The following is a 19,488-nucleotide window of genomic DNA, read 5'->3' as shown; positions in this document are numbered from 1 at the left end:
CGCTCGCCCGCGCGCTCCCGGGAGGCGAGCGGGCGTGCTCAGCCGAGCGCCCGCCGCACCTTCGGCTTGGCCCCGAGCAGCACGAGCTGCCCGCAGGCCGCCGAGACGTCATCTCCGCGCCGGCGGCGAACGAAGCAGGAGTATCCCGCCTGGGTGAGCACCTCCTGGAACGCCGCCACGCGCTCCTGGGCCGGCGGACCCAGCGAGGAGGCCTCGATCGGGTTCATCGGGATGAGATTGATCTTCACGGGGAGCCCGCGAAGGAGCTTCGCCAGCCGCCGCGCCTCGGCGGGATCGTCGTTCTGCCCGGCGACGAGCGTGTATTCGATGGTGATGCGCCGACGCCGCGGCAGCGGGTAAGCGCGCAGCGCCGCGAGCAGCTCGTCGAGCGGGTGCTTGCGGTTGATGGGCATCAGCGCCGAGCGCGTCTCGTCGTCCGCGGCGTGCAGCGAGATCGCCAGCGCGATCTGCCCGCCAAAATCCGCTCCGAGCCGCGCGATCTCGGGCACGAGGCCCGACGTGGACACAGTGACCCGCCGCGTCGAGAGGTTGATCCCTTCCGGGTGCGTGAGCAGACGCAGCGAGCGAGCGGTCGCTTCGTAGTTGTGGAGCGGCTCGCCCATGCCCATGTACACGACGTTGCGGAGCTCCTCGCCCTCCTCGAGCATCGCCCGCCCGAGGAGCACCTGGCCCGCGATCTCCTCGGCCCCGAGGTGGCGCTTGAGCCCCGCCACGCCGCTCGCGCAGAAGCCGCACCCCATGGCGCAGCCGACCTGCGTCGAGATGCACTGGGTGACGCGGACGCGCGGCGCGGCGCCCGCCTCCGCGGCCGCATCGTCGTCCTCGTCGTCAGCCGCCGCCGCGTCGGCGTCGAGCTGCGCCTGCGAGCCGGGGCCCGACACCGACGGGAGCAGGACGGACTCGATGGTCGCGCCGTCGCGGAGGCGCAGGAGCAGCTTGCGCGTGCCGTCCTCGGAGCGATGAACCCGCTCGGGCGTCAGCACCTCGCCCAGCCCCTCCGCGGCGAGGTGCTCGCGCAGCCGCGCCGGGAGGTTCGTCATCGCGGCCGGATCGAGGACGCCGCGGCGATGGATCCACTGGAATACCTGCTTCGCCGTGAACGACCGCTCTCCGCGGGCAGCCAGCGAGGCCGACCACTCTTCAGGCAGCCGGGCGACGGGGTGGAGCGGCGTGGAGCGCACCTGCCTGGCCTACTGCGCGCCGCCCCCAGCGGCAAGGGGAGCAGGCGGGCGGCCAGGCCAAAGCGTCAGCCGCTCTGGCTCTCCACCTGTGACGTCGTGAGCTGCCCGTCGCGCTCGCGGCGCGCGCGCGTCCGGCTGGCGGCCTCGAGCACCTCGCGGGTGTAGCGCTCGAACGCCTCGGCCCGGTGCATCGCTGTGTGCTCGGCGAAGACGCGCTGCCTCGCCCGCTGGCCCACCGTGAGGCGCTTGTCCTCCTTCATCTCCCTGAGCTTCCGGAGCACGTCCTCCGGCGAGCGCACGAGCAGGATCTCCTCGCCGGGCTGGAAGAACGTCTCGATACCTGGCCAGGTGTCGCTCAGGACAGGGGTCCCGCACGCGGCCGCCTCGAACAGGCGCGCGCTCGGCGACCACCCGGACTCCACCATCGCACGGCGGGTCAGGTTCAGCGTGAAGCGCTGCGAGTTGTAGAAGATGCGGTGCTCGTCCGGCGGGAGGTGCTCCGTCCGGGAGACGTTCTCCGGCCACGCGAGCGACGTCGGGTACTGAGCGCCCGCCACCGCGAAGCGCCCGCGGCGCATGCGCCGCGCCGGCTCGAGGAGGAGCCGCTCGACGGCCGCCTGCCGGTCGTCGCTGTAGGTCCCGAGGTAGCCGAGATCCCAGCGCATCGGCGCCGGCTGGGGATGGTACACGTCCGTGTCCGCCGAGCAGTAGAGCGCCCGCGCGCGCACCGCGCCGTGGCTGCGCTCCAGCCGCTCCAGCGTCGGACCCCCCGTCGCCGACAGATAGAGATCATACCGCGGGATCAGCGCCGGCGTCAGGTACGCGTGATCCCCGTGCGCCAGCCGGCCCAGCGTGACGGGGGTGTCCAGATCGTAGAACGCGGCCTTTCCGCGGGCCTCTTCCGTGATCCATGCCCCGACCGTCGCCCCTTCCGGTACGAAGGAGCCGACGATCACGAGATCGGCTTCGCGCACGGCGCGTGAGAATCTATCGCGGAGCTCGGTAATGCTCGAGTACTGCTCGGTCGTGCCGTAAGGCGGGTTGGGCAGGTCGCGGTGCTGATCGTAGATGGGGAGGTTCCGCTCCAGAAAGAGCACCCGGTGGCCGCGCGACGCGAGCGCACGGAGGAGCGCTCTGTACGTCGTGGCGTGGCCGTTGCCCCACGAAGACGTGATGGAGAGCCCCAGGAAGACATAGCGGTAGGTAGTTGTCGTCATAGCGTGGTGGCAGCAAGGGTTGAGAGATCCCAGACGGCGTGCCGGCCCGGAGTGCGCCGGTCCCGAGAGGTACACCGCGGCGGCCCCGGAGAGGCGAAAGACGCCTCGCGGACACCTGCGCAACGTGCGTAACGTGCGTAACGTGCGTAACGTGCGTAACGTGCGTAACGTGCGCAAAACGAGCGGCACGCCGATCCAGTTGCCCTGGCGCCGCGCGAGAGGGCGCGGCGACGAGCGCACCCGGGATTAACATGCGTGCTCACCCTCTGCAATGCTGTGAGATGCAGTTTCTTGATCGAAGGTGCGTATTCCTCGTCAGACGCCAGGCGGTAAGGTCCGCCCTTTTCCCGTGACGACGAAGCGCGCGAAATCGCCGCTTGCTCCGGGATAACGCGGCTCGTTCGGGTAAAGCACCCGACGGCAACCGTCCTCGCATCGCAGAGGAACCGGCCTGCGCGGTAAACGCTGTTCGGAAGCGATGATGGTGAGAAAAAGAGGGACGTTGTCGCAATGGTCTGTGACGGCTGCTGATCGAACGGAGCGTCGACGGGGGAGCCCTGCTCCGGAACGCCGGGGCAGCGCTGGCGAGGCGCCGCCCAGGCCGGCGCGTGCTGTCGGACGCGTACGCGGCGGAGCGACGGGGCCTCTGGGCGCGGCCGGCGGCAGGGGATTCCGCCGTCCAGCTGAGCTCGCCGGCGAACCGGCGGCCTCGGCCGGGCAGGGGCGCCTGGCCTCGCGGAGAAATCGGGCGGGGGAGCAGGAAGGCAGCAAGCGCGCGGCGCTGTCCGGGTGCCTTCCTGTCGGCGCGGGGACGCTGCGGTGGAATCGGCAGGCCGGGTGTCCAGCCTTCAGCGGCGCTGGGGCCGCGCGAGAGCCGTCGAGACGTTCAGGCGGCGGGGCTCAGCGCCTGCCAGCCCTGGATCACCTCGGCGATGCTCGCGAAGCGGCGGTCCGGGCTGTGCGCCAGACCCCTGTTCACGAACACCTCGATCTCCCGGTCGACCGGCGGAGGCATCAGGCTGCCCAGGCGGCGCGGGGGCGTCCTCGTCTTGAGATCGGCGAGCATCATCAGATTGCGCGCGGCGTAGGGGAGCTCGCCGGTGAGCGCGTGAAAGATCACCGTCATGGCCGCATAGAGGTCGGCCCGGTGATCCACCGTCTTCCCCTTCGTGAGCTGCTCGGGCGGCGCGAACCTGAAATCGCCGAGACACCGGCTCGGTAACGTCGGCGCGGCGTCGGAGAGCCCGGGAGGGAGCTTGCACGAGCCGAGATCCAGGAGCGTCAGCCGCTCGCCGTCAGGACCCTGGTCGAGGAGCACGTTCGCGGAGCTGATGTCGCGGTGGATGATGCCAATCTCGTGCAGCTCGGCGATCGCCGACCAGAGCTGCCCGCCCAGCGGGTGAACGGCGCTGAACGGGAGCGGCCCCTGCCGGGAGATGCGCTCGCTGAGGAGCTCCCCCTCGCGCAGCTCGAAGACGAGGAGAGGACCGTGCGCCGGGTCCTTGCCGCCGTCGAGCGAGGGCAGTGTGTGCGGGCCCCGCAGCCGCTCGCACGCCACCGCCTCTCGCCGGAAGCGCGCCTCGGCCTCCTGCTGGGGCATGCGCTCTGGCGTGTTGAGCACGCCTCCCGGCTCCTGGCGTACCGGGGGCTCCCCGAGCACCTTGACCGCGACGCGCCGGCCGGCGCTCGCGTCCTCGGCGCTGAACACCTCACCGAGGCCTTCGCGGCGGAGATGACGTACCACGCGGTAGCGCTGGAGCAGAACGGTTCCGGGCACGATTGACAAGAGCGGCCTCCTTCGCTTGACAAAGGGGGTCCAGCGCGTTCCGGTCGCCTCCCCCCTCTCCCCAGACAAGCTCATTTATCACGCAGACGCGACAGAGGAAGCGCCGCGCGCAGCGTCACACGACGAAGGGCCCCCGCGCCTCGTTTTCCGGGGCGCGCCGCTACACATCGGCCGCCCGTCGCACCCGAGGTCGCCTGGACGAAAAAGCCGCGGGGGCATGGGGCGGGGAAAAATGGGGCGCGGCCCGCGGGACCACGGGGCGAATGCGGTCCGGGGAGCCGGAGCGCGGGTGGCCGGCCAACGCCCGTCGCGGCGGCGGGAGCGGCCAGCGCCTGGGCCACCACGGCCGCGCCGGTCTCAGCGGGGCCGCCGGCGCTTCGACGCTGCAGAGTTGCCCCTGGCCGCGCTCTCTGGTGACGATGCGCACCGGAGCGCGGCAATCGGTGGTGATTGCATGACAGCGGCGGCGCCTCTCGGCGCCCGCTTCCGGGGACACGCCCGTCACCCTGAACCGCTGGCCATTCAGGTGAACTTCGCGTAGCTCCCACACAGGGCGGACGATCCGGAGCGACGGCAGGCAATGCGAGCGGGAGACGTCATCGACGGCCGGTTCGAGATCATGGAGCTCGCGGGCGCCGGCGGCATGGGCCACGTCTTCCGCTCGCGCGACCTCAAGACCGGCGAGACCATCGCCCTCAAGGTCCTCCAGAACGCCGCCTCCCAGGACTCGAACCGCCTCGCGCGCGAGGCGCAGGCGCTCGCCACGCTGCGGGTGCCGGGGGTGGTGCGGTACATCTCGCACGGCCGCACGGAGCACGGCCACCCCTACCTCGCCATGGAGTGGCTCACCGGCGAGACCCTCTCCCAGCGCCTTGCCCGGCAGGCGTTCACCCTGGAGGAGAGCCTCAAGCTCGGCCGGCGCGTCGCGACCACCCTCGGCTCCGTGCACCGGCTCGGCGTCGTCCACCGCGATCTCAAGCCGAGCAACCTGCTCCTCGTCGGCGGCACCATCGACCGCATCACGCTCATCGATTTCGGCGTCGTCCGGATGTCCGGCATCGACCAGCAGCTCACCATGCCCGGCGCCATCCTCGGCACCCCCGGCTACATGGCGCCGGAGCAGGCCCGCGGCGAGGCGCACGTCGACGCGCGCGCCGACGTCTTCGCGCTCGGCTGCCTGCTCTACAAGTGCATCTCGGGGCGCGCCCCGTTCCGCGGCGCGCGCGGGCTCGCCGTGCTCGTCAAGGTGCTGATCGAGGAGCCGCCGTCGCTCCGGTGGCTCCGCGACGACGTGCCCGAGGCGCTCGACGCGCTGGTCCAGCGGATGCTGTCGAAGTCGCCCGAGGGGCGGCCGAGCGACGGCAACGCGGTCGCGATCGAGCTCGCCGGGCTCATGGATCCCGCGGCGATCTCCGTCCGCCCGCCCTCGATGTCCGTCCGCCCGCCTGAGCTCACGACCGGCGAGCGCAAGGTGATGTGCCTCGTCCTCGCGCGCGACGGCCTCTCCACCGCCGAACCGTCGCTCCCCGAGGTCGACGAGCAGGCGCGCGCGCAGGCGCTCTCGACCACGGCGGCGCGCTACAAGGGCCAGCTCGAGCTCGTCGACGCGCGGCTGCCGCTCGTCGTGCTGTCCGGGGCCGGCGCGACGACCGACCTCGCGGCCCGGGCCGCCCGCTGCGCGCTCGCCGTCCAGGCGCTCCTCGGCGGCGCGCCGGTCGCGGTCGTCACGGGCAGGGCGGAGATCGCCTCGCGCATGCCGATCGGCGACCTCATCGACCGCGTTGTCCAGCTGCTCCCCGAGGGCCGCGCGACGTCCCGCGCGCCGGCGATCCGCATCGACGAGGTGACGGCGGGCCTGCTCGGCGCGCGGTTCGAGATCACGTCCGACGGGGGCGGCCCCTGGCTCCACGGCGCGCGCGAGGAGCCGGAGGCGCCGCCCCACGTGCTCGGCAAGGCGACGTCGTGCGTCGGACGCGAGCGGGAGCTCGCGCTGATCCGGGACGAGCTCGCCCGCTGCATCGAGGAGTCGACCCCGAGCGTCGTGCTCGTCACGGGGCCGGCGGGCATCGGCAAGTCGCGGCTCCGCCACGAGCTCGTCCGCGCGATCCGGGAGGACGGCGAGCCGGTCGAGGTGTGGCTCGGCCAGGTGGATCCGATGAGCGCCGGGTCGGCCTTCGGCCTGCTCGCGCACGCGCTCCGCCGGGCGATCGGCCTCACGGACGCCGATCCCGTCGAGGAGCGGCGGCGCAAGGTGCGGGCGCGGGTCGAGCGGCACGCGGCGCTCGACGCCGCGCGGGTCGCGACGTTCCTCGGCGAGCTCGTCGGCGCGCCGTTCCCGGACGACGACGTGCAGCTCCGGGCGGCGCGGCGCAACCCGATGCTCATGGGCGATCAGCTGCGCCTCGCCTGGGAGGACTTCCTGCGCGCCGAGTGCGCGGTGCAGCCGGTCCTCCTCGTGCTCGAGGACCTGCACTGGGGCGACCTGCCCACGGTCACGATGGTCGACGCCGCGCTCCGGAACCTGAAGGACCGGCCGTTCATGGTCATGGCGCTCGGCCGGCCCGAGGTGCACGAGCTCTTCCCGAAGCTGTGGGACGAGCGGCGCGGGCACAAGCTCCGCCTCGCGGGGATCTCGCGCCGGTCGAGCGAGCGGCTCGTGCGCCAGGTGCTCGGCGAGCGCGAGAGCCCGGCGCTCGTGGCGACGCTCGTCGAGCGCGCGGACGGCAACGCCTTCTACCTCGAGGAGCAGATCCGCGCGGCGGCGGCGGGCAAGGGCGTGGACCTGCCGGAGACGGTGCTGGCGATGGTGCAGGCGGAGCTCGACGCGCTCGACGTGGGCGCGCGGCGGGCGCTGCGGGCCGGGGCGATCTTCGGCGAGACCTTCTCGCGGAGCGGGGTCGCCGCGCTGGTCGGCCGGGCGGAGGTCGAGCCGCTGCTCGCCGAGCTCGAGGTGCGGGAGCTCATCGTCCGGCGTTCCGTGGAAGGCGCGCCGGAGGCGGCCGAGTACCGGTTCCGGCACGCGCTCGTGCGCGAGGCGGCGTACGGGATGCTGACCGATCACGATCGCCGCCTCGGCCACCGGCTCGCCGGCGAGTGGCTCGAGCGGACGGGCGTGGCGGATCCGATGGCCCTGGCCGAGCATTTCGAGCGCGGCGGCGAGCCGGCGCGGGCCGCGGCGGCGACCCTGCGCGCGGCCGAGCAGGCGCTGCTGGGGAGCGACCTGGGCGCGGCGATCGAGCGCGTCGAGCGCGGCATCGCGCGCGGCGCCTCGAAGGCGACGGCCGGGGCGCTGCGGCTCTGCCAGGCGGAGGCGCACCTCTGGCGGGGCGAGTTCGCGCTGGCCGAGCGGCGGGGGACCGAGGCCCTGGAGCGGCTCGCGCCCGGGTCGGCGCCGTGGTTCTCGGCGCTCACGCAGGTGATCCTCGCGGCCTCGAAGCGCGGCAACCACGACCAGGTCGAGGGCCTGCTGCGCCTGGCGCAGGGCACCGAGGCGCGGCGGTCGGCGCGCCCCGCGCGCAGCGTGTGCCTGTGCGCGGGCGCCGGGCGGCTCGTGTTCGGAGGGCGGTACCAGCTCGCGGACGAGCTGCTCGACGGGATCGAGCAGGACGCCGAGGAGACCGAGCAGGAGGTCGAGGTGCTGGCGCGGCTCCACGAGGCGCGCGCGTACCGGGCGATGGCGGTCGGCGATCCCGGCGCGTGCCTCGCGGGCTTCGAGGCGGCGCTCGCGGCGTTCGAGCACGCGGGCGATCGCCGCAACGCCTGCTGGGCCAGGAACAACCTGGGCTCCTGCTACGCGGAGCTCGGCGATTTCGAGGGGGCCGAGGCGGCGCTCAGCGCGTCGCTCGCGGACGCGGAGCGGATGGGCCTGTCGGACGTCCGGCTCGGCGCGCTCCTCAACCTCGGTCCGGTGCTCGCGCAGCGGGGCCTCGTCGAGGAGGCGCGGCGGACGGCGGAGGAGGCGATCGCGACGTCCCAGCGCCTCGGCGACGCGCGCGGGGAGGGCGCCGGGCGGGCGTGCCTCGCGAGGATCGTGCTCCAGGCGGGCGATCTCGGGGGGGCCGAGCGCGAGGCGCGCGCCGCGGTCGCGATCCTGTACGGCGCGCCGCCCTTGCGGGCCTTCGCGTACGCGGTGCTCGGGCGGGCGCTGCTCGACGCGGGGCAGGCGGTGGACGCGCTCGCGGCGACGACCGAGGCGCTCTGCCTGCTGGAGTCGATGGGGGCCGAGGTGGGCGAGTCGCTGGTGCGCCTCTCGCACGCCGAGGCGCTCTCGGCCTGCGGCCACGGGCGGGAGGCGATGATGGCGATCGCCTCGGCGCGGGAGCGCCTGCTCGAGCGGGCGCGGAAAATCGGCGATCCGGTGTGGCGCGGGAAGTTCCTCGGCAATGTGCCGGACAACGTGGCCACGCTGGAGCTGGAGCGGCGCTGGCTCGACGCCTAGGCCGCTCTACGCCGCGGGCGCGCTCAGAGGAACTCGCAGAGGTAGCCGGTGGGCTGGGTGGCCCTGACGTCGAAGCCGCTCTTGCCTGCCACCTCGAACGACGTCCCTGCCGGATAGGCGCGCCACTCCGTGGAGCCGTCGATGCGGATCGCGAGCTCGCCGGCGACGACCGTCATCCGCTCCGGCGCCTCGGTCGAGAAGTGGAACTCGCCGGTGTCGATGACACCCACCGTCTGACGGCGCCCATGGCGCTCGAAGCCGACGCTCTGGACGTTGCCGTTGAAGTAGCTGTTGTGCTTGAGCATGGCGCCCTCCTACCGCGTCCCGCCGCGAGAGACCAGCCCGGACGGACGGGAGAGGTCCGCCCGGCGAGCTACGGCTTCCCGCCCGGGATCGGCACGTAGGCGTGCTGGATGAGGTGGTTGTCTGAGCCCTCGTGGCTCGTCGCCAGCGTGGTCCAGACGCCTTGCTTGCCGCTCTTCCATACGCCGACCAGGATCTTCGCCGACTCCGCCTGATGGCTGAACTTGTACGTGACGTTGGCGCTCCGCCCCGTCTCGCTGGTCGATTGGCTGGTGCGCTCGGTGCCGGATTTCGTCGCCTCCTCGTAGGAGGTCCCGAAGTTCGCGCTCGCAGTCTTGGAGTCTCCTGCCGAGAGGCCGAGGTTGGCGCCGCTCTTCGTCGCGGTCTCGGTATACTCCTTGAACGTCATGCCGAGCGTGATCTTCTCCGACGTTCCGGACGTCATCGATGCCTCGCTCAGCGTGCCGGCGATCGGCGTGATGACCATGATGCGCACCTCGTAGCCGTTCGAGGTCGTGAACGTCCAGTCGCCGACGCCGGTCGGAAACGTCCGGAGCTGCTTGTCGATCTCGTTCAAATCCCGCTGCGGGATGCTGCCCTCGAGCCACCTGCTGCTCGTCCAGAGACCCCAGTCGCGGTAGTAGATCTCCCCGTTCGTGGCGTCCCAGCGCTGCTTGATGCTATCGAGCGTGATGGCGTAATCGATGCCGGAGATCACCCTGTCGCCCGCCGCGAGCGCGTGGCTGTTCTCGTAGCGGAGCCCGGTCTTGGCCCTCATCTCCGCCACGCGCTTGTCGTCCCCTCCCTCGAGCTCCGGAGGCGTCCTCCGGTTGTCCGCGTCGGTGCCCGTCGGATCGACGTAGCTGACCGGGTTGTTCCTGGCGTAGCCGTAGAGGTTGCACTCGGCCGGCGACGCGACGCACTTGTCGATGCTGGTCAAGAACAGGGGATCCGGCGTCCAGAACTGCCCGAGGAGCGGGTCGTAGTCGCGCACGCCCATGCGCACGAGGCCGAGATCGCGGTCATAGCCCTTCTGCACATAGTCGATCGCCTCGGCGAGGGGGCCGTACTCGATCCGCGCCCCGTAGGCCGAGGCGAGCGAGAGCGCGCCGGCCTCGTCGGAGATGCTCGTGCCGCGCGGGTCGAACGGCAAGCGCTCGAACACGCCGTTGTCGATCACGCCGACCGTGATGCCCGCGACGTTCACCGGCTCGACGAGCCCGTCCTCGCTGAGGTAGGCGCCCGCCACGTACCCCGCCACGGGCACGCCGTTCCTGTACTTGAGCACCCGCTGCCCTGCCTCGTCGTACGCGAAGCGAAGCTCGTCGGCGCCGCGATAGGCACGCTCGACGTCGCCGCTCGGACCATACTCGACCGTGAGGTCGTCGTGCGCGGTCACGCGGCCCATGGCGTCGACCTGGTAGCTCTCGCCGCCCGCCGTGATGGCCGCGGCGCTGCGCGCGATGGGCCGGTCGCCGAGCTCGTCGCTCGCCGACGCGATCAGCCCGGACGCGTCGTAGCTGTAGCTCGCCGAGCCCGCGCCGTCGGACGCGCCGACGAGGAAGCCGCGCGCGTCGTACCGATAGCCGCGGCGCAACGTGTCGTCGCCGAGCTCGAAGATCTCCGCCGCCATCAGGCCACGCGCGTTCTTCTCCCAGCTCACCGCGCCGGAGACGCTCCCGCTCATCTCATAACCTCGCCGCGCCCGCGTCATGGGGTCGTAGCTCAGGTCGAGCGCGCCGTCCGCGAAGTACACGGTCTCGGGCCGGCCCTCGCCGTCGTACGTCATCGTGAACAGGAGCGCGCCGTCCAGCCGGCAGCTGACCAGTCGGCCGTAAGCGTCGTAGTCGTACGCCCTCGTCGTCACGAGGAGGGGGGCGTCGTTGCGGTCCGACACGCGGAGCGTCACGCTCTTTGTCGCGCCGTTGGCGTAGAGCGAGATGTCCTGATCGAGCTTGCGCCACCCGTCGAGATCCCAGCGTGTCGCCGAGACCTTTCCGTCCGCTCGGCGCGTCGTGACCTTCGTGATCTCGCCGGTCGTCACCGTGGTCGCGAAGCCGAGCTGGCCAGGGAGGGTGAGGCCGCCAGGCAGCGCGCCATCCCAGCCCGTCTCGACCGTGCGGGTCTCGCCGCTCGACGACTTCGTCTCGACGGTGCGGGTGATGCGCCCGATCGCGTCGTGCTCGTACCTCGTCCTCCGGTCGAGCACGCCGGCCGTCGACAGCTCGCGCCGCTCGGTCATCCGCCCTGTCTCCGCGGCGTACGACCACTCGACGCGCTGCACGTCCTCGCGCTGGACGACGGAGGGGCGGCCGTACGCGTCGAAGTCGAGGCTGTGGACGCCGGCCGGCGTGTAGACCCGCCGGAGCCGGCCCATGGCGTCGTGGGCGTAGGAGGTCACCGCCCCGCTCTGATCTTCGAACCAGCGCGGCCGGCCGTCGGCCCCCGCGCCGGTCCTCGTCGCGTAGGCGCCGTTCTCGATCGCGGTCACCACCAGCTCGTCGCCGACGATCTCGCGGATCACCTCGTTCTCGCTGATGACGCCGCTCTGCACCGTCGACCACGACGAGAGGTCGCTGCCGGCGCCCGTCTTCTGGGACACGCCGAGCAGCGTCGCGCCTGCGAGCAAGGACGCGTGCGTCAAGCCGCCCAGCGAGGGCATGGGATCGCGCGCGAACTCGCGCACCTCCGCGGACGAGCGGCTCACCTGCGTCACCCGAGACAGGCTGTAGCCGCCGGGCTGGAGCGCGGCCTTGGCCAGCACCGCGCCGTCCGCGGCGAGGAGGTCCGCCATCTCGGTGGCCGCGCCGGTCGCGGCGTCGACGAGGTGGCGCTCGAGGATCTGACCCGGCGCCGCGGCCGTCGCCCAGACATAGTCGATCTGGTTGAGGGGACGGGCGGGCGTGGCGCCGGAGAGGTCGTCCCAGGTGGCGCGCAGGCGCTCCAGGCCGTCATGGTCGGCGAAGTTGTTCCAGGCGGCGCCGCCGCGGGTGATCCGCGAGTGGACGAGCGCGTCGGTGATCGGATCGCGGCCAACCACGCTCTCCACCACGCCGTCGGGCGACGTCACCGTGCTGAGCTGCCCGGTCACGGGATCGTAGGTGTAGAACGACGTGCCGGCGCCTGGCGAGCCGATGGACGCGACCCGATGGTCGTCGTCATAGGCCACCTCCTGCAGCACGATCGGGCCTGTCGGCCCGGCCTGCGAGGCGCGGGTGACACGGCCGAAGTCGTCCCGCTCGATGTCGACGCGGTAGTCGTAGTCGAGGGTCGCGTCGTCGTGTGTACCGATGACGCGCTGCGAGCCGGTGAGGCAGACGAGCTCGGGATCGAGCTCGGCCACCTCCATCAACGTCGTCTCCTGTCGGCCGATGCCGTCCGGCCCCGTGGTCTCGACCACGGTCGGGCAGATCCCGTCGTGGTACTCGCGGAAGTCGGTGCGCGTCGTCACCGCTGCGCTGCCGTCCTCCGCCTGCCATCCGCGCTCCTCCCACAGCACCCGGAGCCACGGGACGCCGTGGAAGGCGGCCGGCTCCAGGCCCCGCTCCGAGAAGCGCACGAGGCCGGGGATGCGGTCGTCCTCGTCGCGCGTGCCAGTGACGACGCCCGCGATGTCGTTGTCGTTATGGAAAGCGACCGTCTCGTGCAGGTAGGGAGACGCCTTGCGCGCCTCTTCGAACCCGACAAGGTATTTGCCCGCCGTGTGCCATACGGGCGAGCCATACTCGTAGGTGTACGTGACAGGGTCGTAGCCCGAGGACTCGACGCGCATCGACGTGAGGATCGAATAGAGCTGGTTCACCCCGGGCGCCGGGCGCACCCGGCCGTAGCCGAAGTGGACGACGGTGCCCTTGCCGTCGTCGGACGAGAGCAGGAGGCCGGTGGACGGCCGCGACAGCTGCAGCACCTCGGCGTGCGCGCCGTTCGCCATGACGATCTGCTCGTTGCCCGAGCCCGACAGGTCGACGACCACCGGAAAGGAGACGGACCAGGGGATCGACGCGAAGGCGGACACCGGGGTCTCGACGAAGGAGCTGCCGCGGTTCGTGAAGAGGAGGACCGTCTGGCCCTTGGTCAGGATGAGGTCGGACAGGCCGTCGTTGTTGAAGTCGCCGTGGCTGAACTCGTAGGTGGAGAGCCCCGAGAGAGGCAGTCCAGAGGCCGTGGTGAACAGGTACGAGGTCCCGGTCTGCTCGAAGCGGCCGGAGCCGACGCCGCGCCAGACCACCACGCCGCCGCTGTGGCGCACCATGAGGTCGGGCCGCCCGTCGCCGTTGACGTCGAGGACCCAGCTCGCCGTGGGCGTCACCCTCGGCAGGAGCGATGAGGTCGCCCCCGGCGCGAACGACGCCTGAGCGGGCGAGATCGAGGTGTTCCGCAGCACCTGCGCGCTGCCGTACGAGACCCGCACGATGTCCGGCCGCTGGTCGAGATCGAGGTCGGCGAGGCGGGTGTTCGGCCCGGTGGCCCAGGCGCCGGTGATCCACTGATCGAGCTGCGTGAAGCCGGCGCGATCGCAGACGATCACGCGCGTCTGCGCCCCCGTCGAGCTCGCGGCCGTCACGACCACGTTGGGCTCGGTGGCGTCGCCGTGCATGCGCGCCAGGAAGCGCGGTTTGTTCGTCGCCGACGGGGCCGGCCGGCAGAGCGGGTTCTCGGCGCCCGTGGGGGCGGGCAGCGCCTCGAAGACATAGCCTGTCTCCGTCTGCCGAACGAGCGTCTGGTCGAGGTGCACCTCCATGTCGGTGAGGCCGTTGCGCTCGAGGTCGGTCATGGCCGCCTTGTCGGGCTGAATGGCGCCTGATCCGTACGTGGCGAGGTACCCGTCGAGCGCGGGGGCCGGCTGGAACGTGGCGTTCGCCAGCTGATCGGTCGAGAAGTCGTAGCGGTAGGTGACGGGCGGCTCGGTCGCGCCCGAGGCGTAGCGCTTGGTCACGCTCGCCAGGTAGAACGCCGGGCCGGTCGGCGAGGTCTGATACGTCAGGTCGTAGCGATAGCGCTCGAGGTACGCGCCGTTCCGGGCCGACACCGCGACGCGCGTGACGCGCCGATCGAGCAGCGTCTTCGCGCCCGAGACGAAGGTGGCGAACGGCGTGGACAGCGGCTCGTAGGTGAACGTCATCCGGTACTGGTTCCCGTCGAAGCGGCCGCCCCAGCGGACCTCGGAGAGGAACGCCCGCCCCGTATCGTTGTGAGTCCAGGTCAAGGTCGTCGAGTCGCCGAAGAGGGTCTCCACGCGGCTCAGGTTCCAGGAGTAGGTGCCGTCCGGCGTGACGCTGGCGTCCGCGGCGTCGAAGCGATGACGCGTGCCGTCCGAGGTCGTCGCCACCCACCCCTCGTCGCTGAGGCGGAGGCGCACCATGCTGCGCAGGCCGGCCGGGTAGTAGGCGCCGTCGTCGCCCTCGACCAGCCGGCCCCACGGGCTCGTGAAGGAGTCGCCCGCCGTGAAATCGATCTCGCCGACGACCCGGTGCCGCCGGATGGTCAGGTCGGTCTGCCAGCCGACGCCCCACTCGCCGACCCCGCCCTCGGCGGAATACGAGGGCACGACCGAGGCGAGGAGGCCGCCTCTCTCCGCCGGCGCGTCGATCGGCAAGGGCAGCGAATACGCGCCTCGCGCGAGCGCCGACGGTCCGAACGCCAGCCGCGAGAGGCTGCCGGCGATCGAGCCGCGCTCGGGCTGTGCGATGCTGGGCGGCTGCACCAGCTGGTCCTTGAACGGCCCCGCGGCCGCGGCCTCGTGGGCCCCGAGAGCGGCGGCGAGGCCCGCTGTCGCAGGCAAAGCATGACGTAACCAGTTCATCATGGGCTCCTGAAGGTGAGATGGAAAGGGTGTTGACGAACAACGCGTCCCCGCCGGAGGCGGGCGCAAAGGAGGACCGGTCGAGGGGCGCGCGCGCGCGGCCCGCGCGGGGGGGTCGCCCCGGGCGACCCAGCCACCGCGCGGTCCGCTCGCGCCCGCGCCCCCTCTGCGCTCGTGTCTAGAGCTCTTCCGGCGGCAGCTGCGGCGGCAGCTCTTCGATCAGGCCGCCTCCGGCGAGGTTCACGCTGTTCTGGCAGACGGCGGGCACGAAGCTGAGGCCGGTGTTCACGCGGCGTTCGACCTCGAGCACCAGCAGCACCGCGAGCGTCTCGTCGATGAAGGTCGCCGGCGGATCGGTGTAGAAGCTCGTGAAGTCGACCGAGAAGGTCGTGAACGGCGAGATGCCCGCGCCCGCGCCGAGCTCGTTGCTGGCCCCGAAGTCGCTGAGCACGTCGCCGCCTGGCCCGTTGATGACAGGCAGGCTGAGCGGGACGCCCGCCTCGGTGTCGGCCGTGAGCTCGAGGACGCCGCCGACGCGCGGGAACGAGAAGCGCGCGGCGCCCGCGCCTGCGACGGCGGGCAGCTCGCGGCCGAGCGCCGTGAAGTCGATCGACGTGTTCACGGGGTTCAGCATGTAGACCGACGCCCGGCGCACGACCGGCGCGACGTCGTGGCACGACAGGCGCGCGTTGCCGCCCGAGAACGCGTAGAGGTCAGCGGCCTGCACCGCGAGCTCGGCGACGTGCCCGTCCTGCTCGATGCCGCGCCACGCCCGCTCCGACGCCTGCTCCGAGGCGCTCCGGAACTCGTCGCACAGGCCCTGGCACGCCCCGGGATCGCGCGGAAACGCCACCACGACCGTCCGGCGCGCGTCGCTCGGCAGCTCGAACTGCGCCGCCACCAGGCTGTTGCGGGCGCGGACCGCGAAGCGGCGCAGATCGTCCGCGACCTCGTCGAGCGGGGCGGCGAAGCTCACGCCGAGCAGCGCCGCGAGCTGCCCGGCCGCGGAGGCGCGGAGGCCGCCGAGGCCCGCGGGATCGCGCAGCTGGAAGATCGGCGCCGCGTAGTCCGAGAGGATCTCCCGGAGCGACTCGATCGCGGGGCGGAGCTCCACGCCGGCGAGGTCGCGCAGGCGCCAGCGCGGGATGAGGCGCAAGAGGCGCGACTCGGCCTCCGTGTTGCTCAGCTCGTGCTCGAGCGCGAGCAGGTCGAGGCCGATGCGCACGATGTCGTGCTGGACGCGGTGGATCTCGCCGCGCCGGCCGAGGCTCGCGATCTCCTTCTCGATCCACGCTTCGTAGAGGTTCTTCAGCTCGACCGGCAGGCCTTGCAGGCCGTTGCCCTGCGCGGCGAGCAGGAGGGTGAGCCGGGACCACGCGTCCGCGCGCAGCGCGCCAGCGTCCTGGCTCGTCATGCCGCCCTGGGCGAGGATGTCCGAGGCCTGCGCCTCGATCGCGTCGATCGTCCGGGCCATCCCTGCGCCCAGCGAGCGCGCGACGAGCCCGACGGGCGTGATCACCCGCATGCTCAGCAGGAGGGAGTCGGCGGTCGGGCGCGCGCAGGCGCCCGTGACGTCGTTGACGAGGAAGTGGACGTCGATCTCCGTCTCCATGGCCGGGTCGACCGCCGGCGCCTGGATCGCGTCGCGCGGGTTGACGACGCGCACGTCGAGGATGACGTCCGGCTGGTCGTGCAGGGTCAGCACGGCAAGGAGGCTCCCGACCGGCGCCGCGGGCACCGGCACGATGGGCAGCCGCAGCCCGCCGTTGAAGCTGGCGCTCATGCGCGCGTCGGTGCCGAGCGTGTGCGAGGTCCCGTACGAATCGGTCGTACCCCAGCTCTCGCTCGTGCAGCGCCGCTCGGTGGTCGAGGCCACGAGGGGCGAGCTGGGCAGGTCCGGGATGCTCGGCGGCCAGGAGGCGCTGAAGCCGGTGCACCGCTCGAACATCTCCAGGCTCGATTCGATCTGCGTGTGGCTCTGGTTCACGCCGTCAGCCTCGTAGTGCGTGTTCGACCACGTGATGTAGTAGCCCTCGGGGCCGGCGACGGCGCCGAGCACGTCGATGTCCGCGGCGGCGCCGGTGGGCGAGGCGATCTGGGAGAGGTCGAGCGCGCACGTGGGCGTCCACGTCCGGTCGGGCATGTCGACGTCGAGGATCTCGCCGGGCAAGAGGGTCACCACGGCAGCGTGCATCGAGGGCAGGTCGAGCTCGCCGCCGACGGGGAAGCGCGCGTCGTCCGGGCTGATCTCGACGGGCGGCAGCGTGTCGACCTGGTAGGCGGTGTCGGCGTCGAAGGCGCCCGACGCGATCACGGCCTCGAACGCGCTCATGAAGTCGCCGATCGCGGCGTGCTCTGACGCCTCGCGGGAGCGCAGGCCGTCGAGCCGGCCGAGGAGCGCGCGGGCCTCGTGCACCTGCGACGCCACGCGGTCGAGGACGCTCCGGGTCTCGCCCGCCGCGCGCGTCTGCGCGAGCAGGTCGTTCGTCGTGGCGAGCCGGGCGGCGGCGAAGTCGTCGGCCGCGCCGTCGACCGCGCTGACGCCGTAGTCGATGTACCCGACGAGCTGCTCGCGCTTGAGCACGGCCGAGCTGAGGCGCGCGGGCGACGCGGCGATCAGGCCGGTGGCGGCGTAGCTCGTGGCGGCGCCGCGCGCGGCGCGCACGAGCGCGGCCAGGCCCTCGGCCTCGATCGGCACCTCGGCGTTCGGGTCGGCGAGCGCGGCCAGGGACGAGCCGCCGGCCCTGCTCCAGGCCTCGGCGAGCGCCGCGTGCTGCTGGACCAAGGCCGCGAGGGCGGCGACGAGCGCGGGCTGCTGGCTGCCGAGCGCGCCGGCGTGGGCGAGCACGTCGGCGAGCGCCCCCGCGTCGTCGATGGCGGCGAGGGCGCGCCACGCCTCGGAGGCCGGCGTCGCGAGCGGCGCGCCGCCCGGCGCTGTGGGCGCGCACCCGGCGAACCTGCAGGCGACGTCGTGGATCGGGCTCACCTGCTGGAGGCGATCGAGCGTGCCGCGCAGCGCGTCGCCGACGATGAACAGGAGCGGCGGCGAGGCGATCGGCTTCGAGGGGTGGAACGCGGCGCGGAGCATCGCCCAGTCGACGGCGAGGCCCGAGGCGGCGACGTCGGCGAGGAGCGCGGCCGCGGCGGCGTCGCTGCCGGCGTTCGCGGGCAAGGGCTCGGCCGCCTCGTGGGCTCGCTCCCAGATGCGGCCGGCGAGGGCGCCGCTCTGCGCGCGCACCCAGCCGGGATCCCCGATCGCGGCGACGGCGCTGTACCAGGCATCGAGGTGGCGGAGGCTCTCGAGCAGATCGTCCTCCAGTCCGCCCGCCGCGCTGTACGTCGACGTCGTGCGCTCGATCAGGGTCGCGACGATCTCCGCGCCGACAGCGAGCAACGTCTCGCGGCAGGCGCTCTCGGGCAGCTCGGGCAGCTCGGCGAGCACGTCGAGGCAATGGGGGAGCTCGGCGCGAACGGCCTCCACGGGGACGTGGGCGGCGTCGAGGTCGGCGCACAGCTGGAGCTGGCTGGCGATGTTCATGCCGCTCGGGCTCACAGCCGACGCGGCGCACGCCGGATCGAGCGCGAGCGGGAGCTGGCACGCGGGCGCGCCCGCGGAGGAGCTGTAGAGGAGCTCGATCTGAGCGCGCTCCGACGCGCTGAGCCGGTGGGCGGCGAGCTCGAGGACCAGCTTGAGCCGGGCGGCTTGAGCCTGCGCCACGTGGGCGGGCGCGCCCGCCATCTTGTCGACGAGGCAGGCGGCCATCGCGTGAGCGTCGCTGTCGGCGACGAAGTCGGGATCATCGCAGGTGAGGCAGACCGGCGGCGAGCTCGGGGGGAACGTCTGGCCGGGGCCGCTCGGCGCGGTCGGCGCCGGCGCGTTGGGTGAGGGCGTGGTCAGCGTGGTGCCCGTCTCGCAGGCGCACTCGTTGGGCCTGTAGTCGTGACAGCCGCATTCGGGGGCTGGCCCGGTGTTGGGCTGCGGGAAGCTCGTGATGTTGAGCTCGCACCTGTAGGTGATCGTCCGTATCCTCTCCAGCGGAAAGCCTCCGCTCTGGGTGGTCCTGTCGCTGAGGATGACGGTCCGCGGCTGCACGTTGAACCGCGAGAGCCACGTGCTGTAATTGGGGCCGGTCGTCGGTACGACGGAGCTCCTGATCTCGTTTTTTCGGTTCGTGGCGAGGTTGCTGCAGATCGTCGTCGTGTCCGGGGGGCAGGTCGTCAGACCGTCATTGGGACCTCCGTACGTCGTCTGGCATGTCGAGGTGTACTGGGTGCTCGGGCGTTCGACGATGTTCGACTCGTTGATCCCGGCGCCGTAGGTCTTGCAGCTGTTGTAATTCGCGCAGACGCCCGAGTAGCCGCAGATCGCCGGATCCTGGCAGAGGCGCCGCCAGCTGTAGCGCCACGGGCCATCACACGTGCCCGCGGGCGACTCGAGGCCGGCGTCGGCGCACTCCGGGCTCGCCCATGTGGCTTGCGCCCAGGCGACGTTGGTGAAGAGGAGTGTCGTGAAGGCCAGCGCCAGGAAGATTGTCCGGCGCAGGCGGGGTGGGGGCGAGGTGGCGATCGCCCTGCTCGGTCTGGGTCGCAGTCGCGGTTGCAGGCGCAAGTGCATGATGTGCGCCACGCTGCAATCCCCGATCCATCGATGGCTGTCTCGGCCGCGCTGCGCTTTCGTGAGGACGAGTCGCCGCGCGGCGCGCGAGCTCGGAGCGCTCTTGGCCGGGGCCGGGCGAGCC

General features: G+C 72.3%; 7 protein-coding genes. 1 reads left to right on the top strand and 6 read right to left on the bottom strand.

Annotated features, from left to right (window positions below; genetic code table 11):
* Nucleotides 1–38: 38 nt before the first annotated feature.
* The 3 genes from rlmN to WMF11_RS27415 form a co-directional block, all read right to left on the bottom strand.
* The gene (gene rlmN, locus WMF11_RS27425; protein ID WP_437902245.1) at nt 39–1,202 is read right to left on the bottom strand and encodes a 23S rRNA (adenine(2503)-C(2))-methyltransferase RlmN; all 1,164 of its coding nucleotides are present in this window, start codon (nt 1,200–1,202) and stop codon (nt 39–41) included.
* A 65-nt stretch (nt 1,203–1,267) separates the two neighbouring features.
* Entirely contained in the window at nt 1,268–2,419 is a 1,152-nt protein-coding gene (locus WMF11_RS27420) for a CgeB family protein (protein ID WP_437902244.1), read from the bottom strand.
* An 886-nt stretch (nt 2,420–3,305) separates the two neighbouring features.
* A complete protein-coding gene (locus WMF11_RS27415) occupies nt 3,306–4,196 on the bottom strand; it encodes a serine/threonine-protein kinase (protein WP_437555500.1) in 891 nt (296 codons plus the stop codon).
* 589 nt (nt 4,197–4,785) lie between these two features.
* Here WMF11_RS27415 and WMF11_RS27410 point away from each other — a divergent pair.
* Nucleotides 4,786–8,643 carry a serine/threonine-protein kinase gene (locus WMF11_RS27410; protein WP_437902243.1) on the top strand — a complete coding sequence of 1,286 codons (3,858 nt, stop codon included), beginning with the start codon at nt 4,786–4,788 and terminating at the stop codon, nt 8,641–8,643.
* Between the two features lie 23 nt (nt 8,644–8,666).
* On the opposite strand, the gene WMF11_RS27405 is transcribed toward WMF11_RS27410, so the two are convergent.
* The 3 genes from WMF11_RS27405 to WMF11_RS27395 all read right to left on the bottom strand — a co-directional run bounded on the left by WMF11_RS27405 (nt 8,667) and on the right by WMF11_RS27395 (nt 19,364).
* The gene (locus WMF11_RS27405) at nt 8,667–8,948 is read right to left on the bottom strand and encodes a pyrimidine/purine nucleoside phosphorylase (RefSeq protein WP_437541072.1); all 282 of its coding nucleotides are present in this window, start codon (nt 8,946–8,948) and stop codon (nt 8,667–8,669) included.
* Nucleotides 8,949–9,016: 68 nt separating this feature from the next.
* Nucleotides 9,017–14,752, bottom strand: a complete 5,736-nt coding sequence (locus tag WMF11_RS27400; RefSeq protein WP_437972808.1) for an RHS repeat-associated core domain-containing protein — start codon at nt 14,750–14,752, stop codon at nt 9,017–9,019.
* 175 nt (nt 14,753–14,927) lie between these two features.
* Nucleotides 14,928–19,364 (bottom strand): hypothetical protein, encoded by a 4,437-nt coding sequence (locus tag WMF11_RS27395; RefSeq protein WP_437972807.1) that lies wholly within the window; start codon nt 19,362–19,364, stop codon nt 14,928–14,930.
* Nucleotides 19,365–19,488: the final 124 nt, after the last annotated feature.

Origin of the sequence: Sorangium sp. So ce295 (genome assembly GCF_051527405.1) — a bacterium.
In the GTDB taxonomy this organism is placed as follows: domain Bacteria; phylum Myxococcota_A; class Polyangia; order Polyangiales; family Polyangiaceae; genus Sorangium; species Sorangium cellulosum_B.
This window is presented reverse-complemented; position numbering and strand designations above follow the sequence as displayed.

Coding starts and splice junctions, on each gene's coding strand:
- WMF11_RS27410 (WP_437902243.1), top strand. CDS start 4,786: ATGCGAGCGGGAGACGTCATCGACGGCCGGTTCGAGATCATGGAGCTC.
- WMF11_RS27405 (WP_437541072.1), bottom strand. CDS start 8,948: ATGCTCAAGCACAACAGCTACTTCAACGGCAACGTCCAGAGCGTCGGC.
- WMF11_RS27400 (WP_437972808.1), bottom strand. CDS start 14,752: ATGATGAACTGGTTACGTCATGCTTTGCCTGCGACAGCGGGCCTCGCC.
- WMF11_RS27395 (WP_437972807.1), bottom strand. CDS start 19,364: ATGCACTTGCGCCTGCAACCGCGACTGCGACCCAGACCGAGCAGGGCG.
- WMF11_RS27420 (WP_437902244.1), bottom strand. CDS start 2,419: ATGACGACAACTACCTACCGCTATGTCTTCCTGGGGCTCTCCATCACG.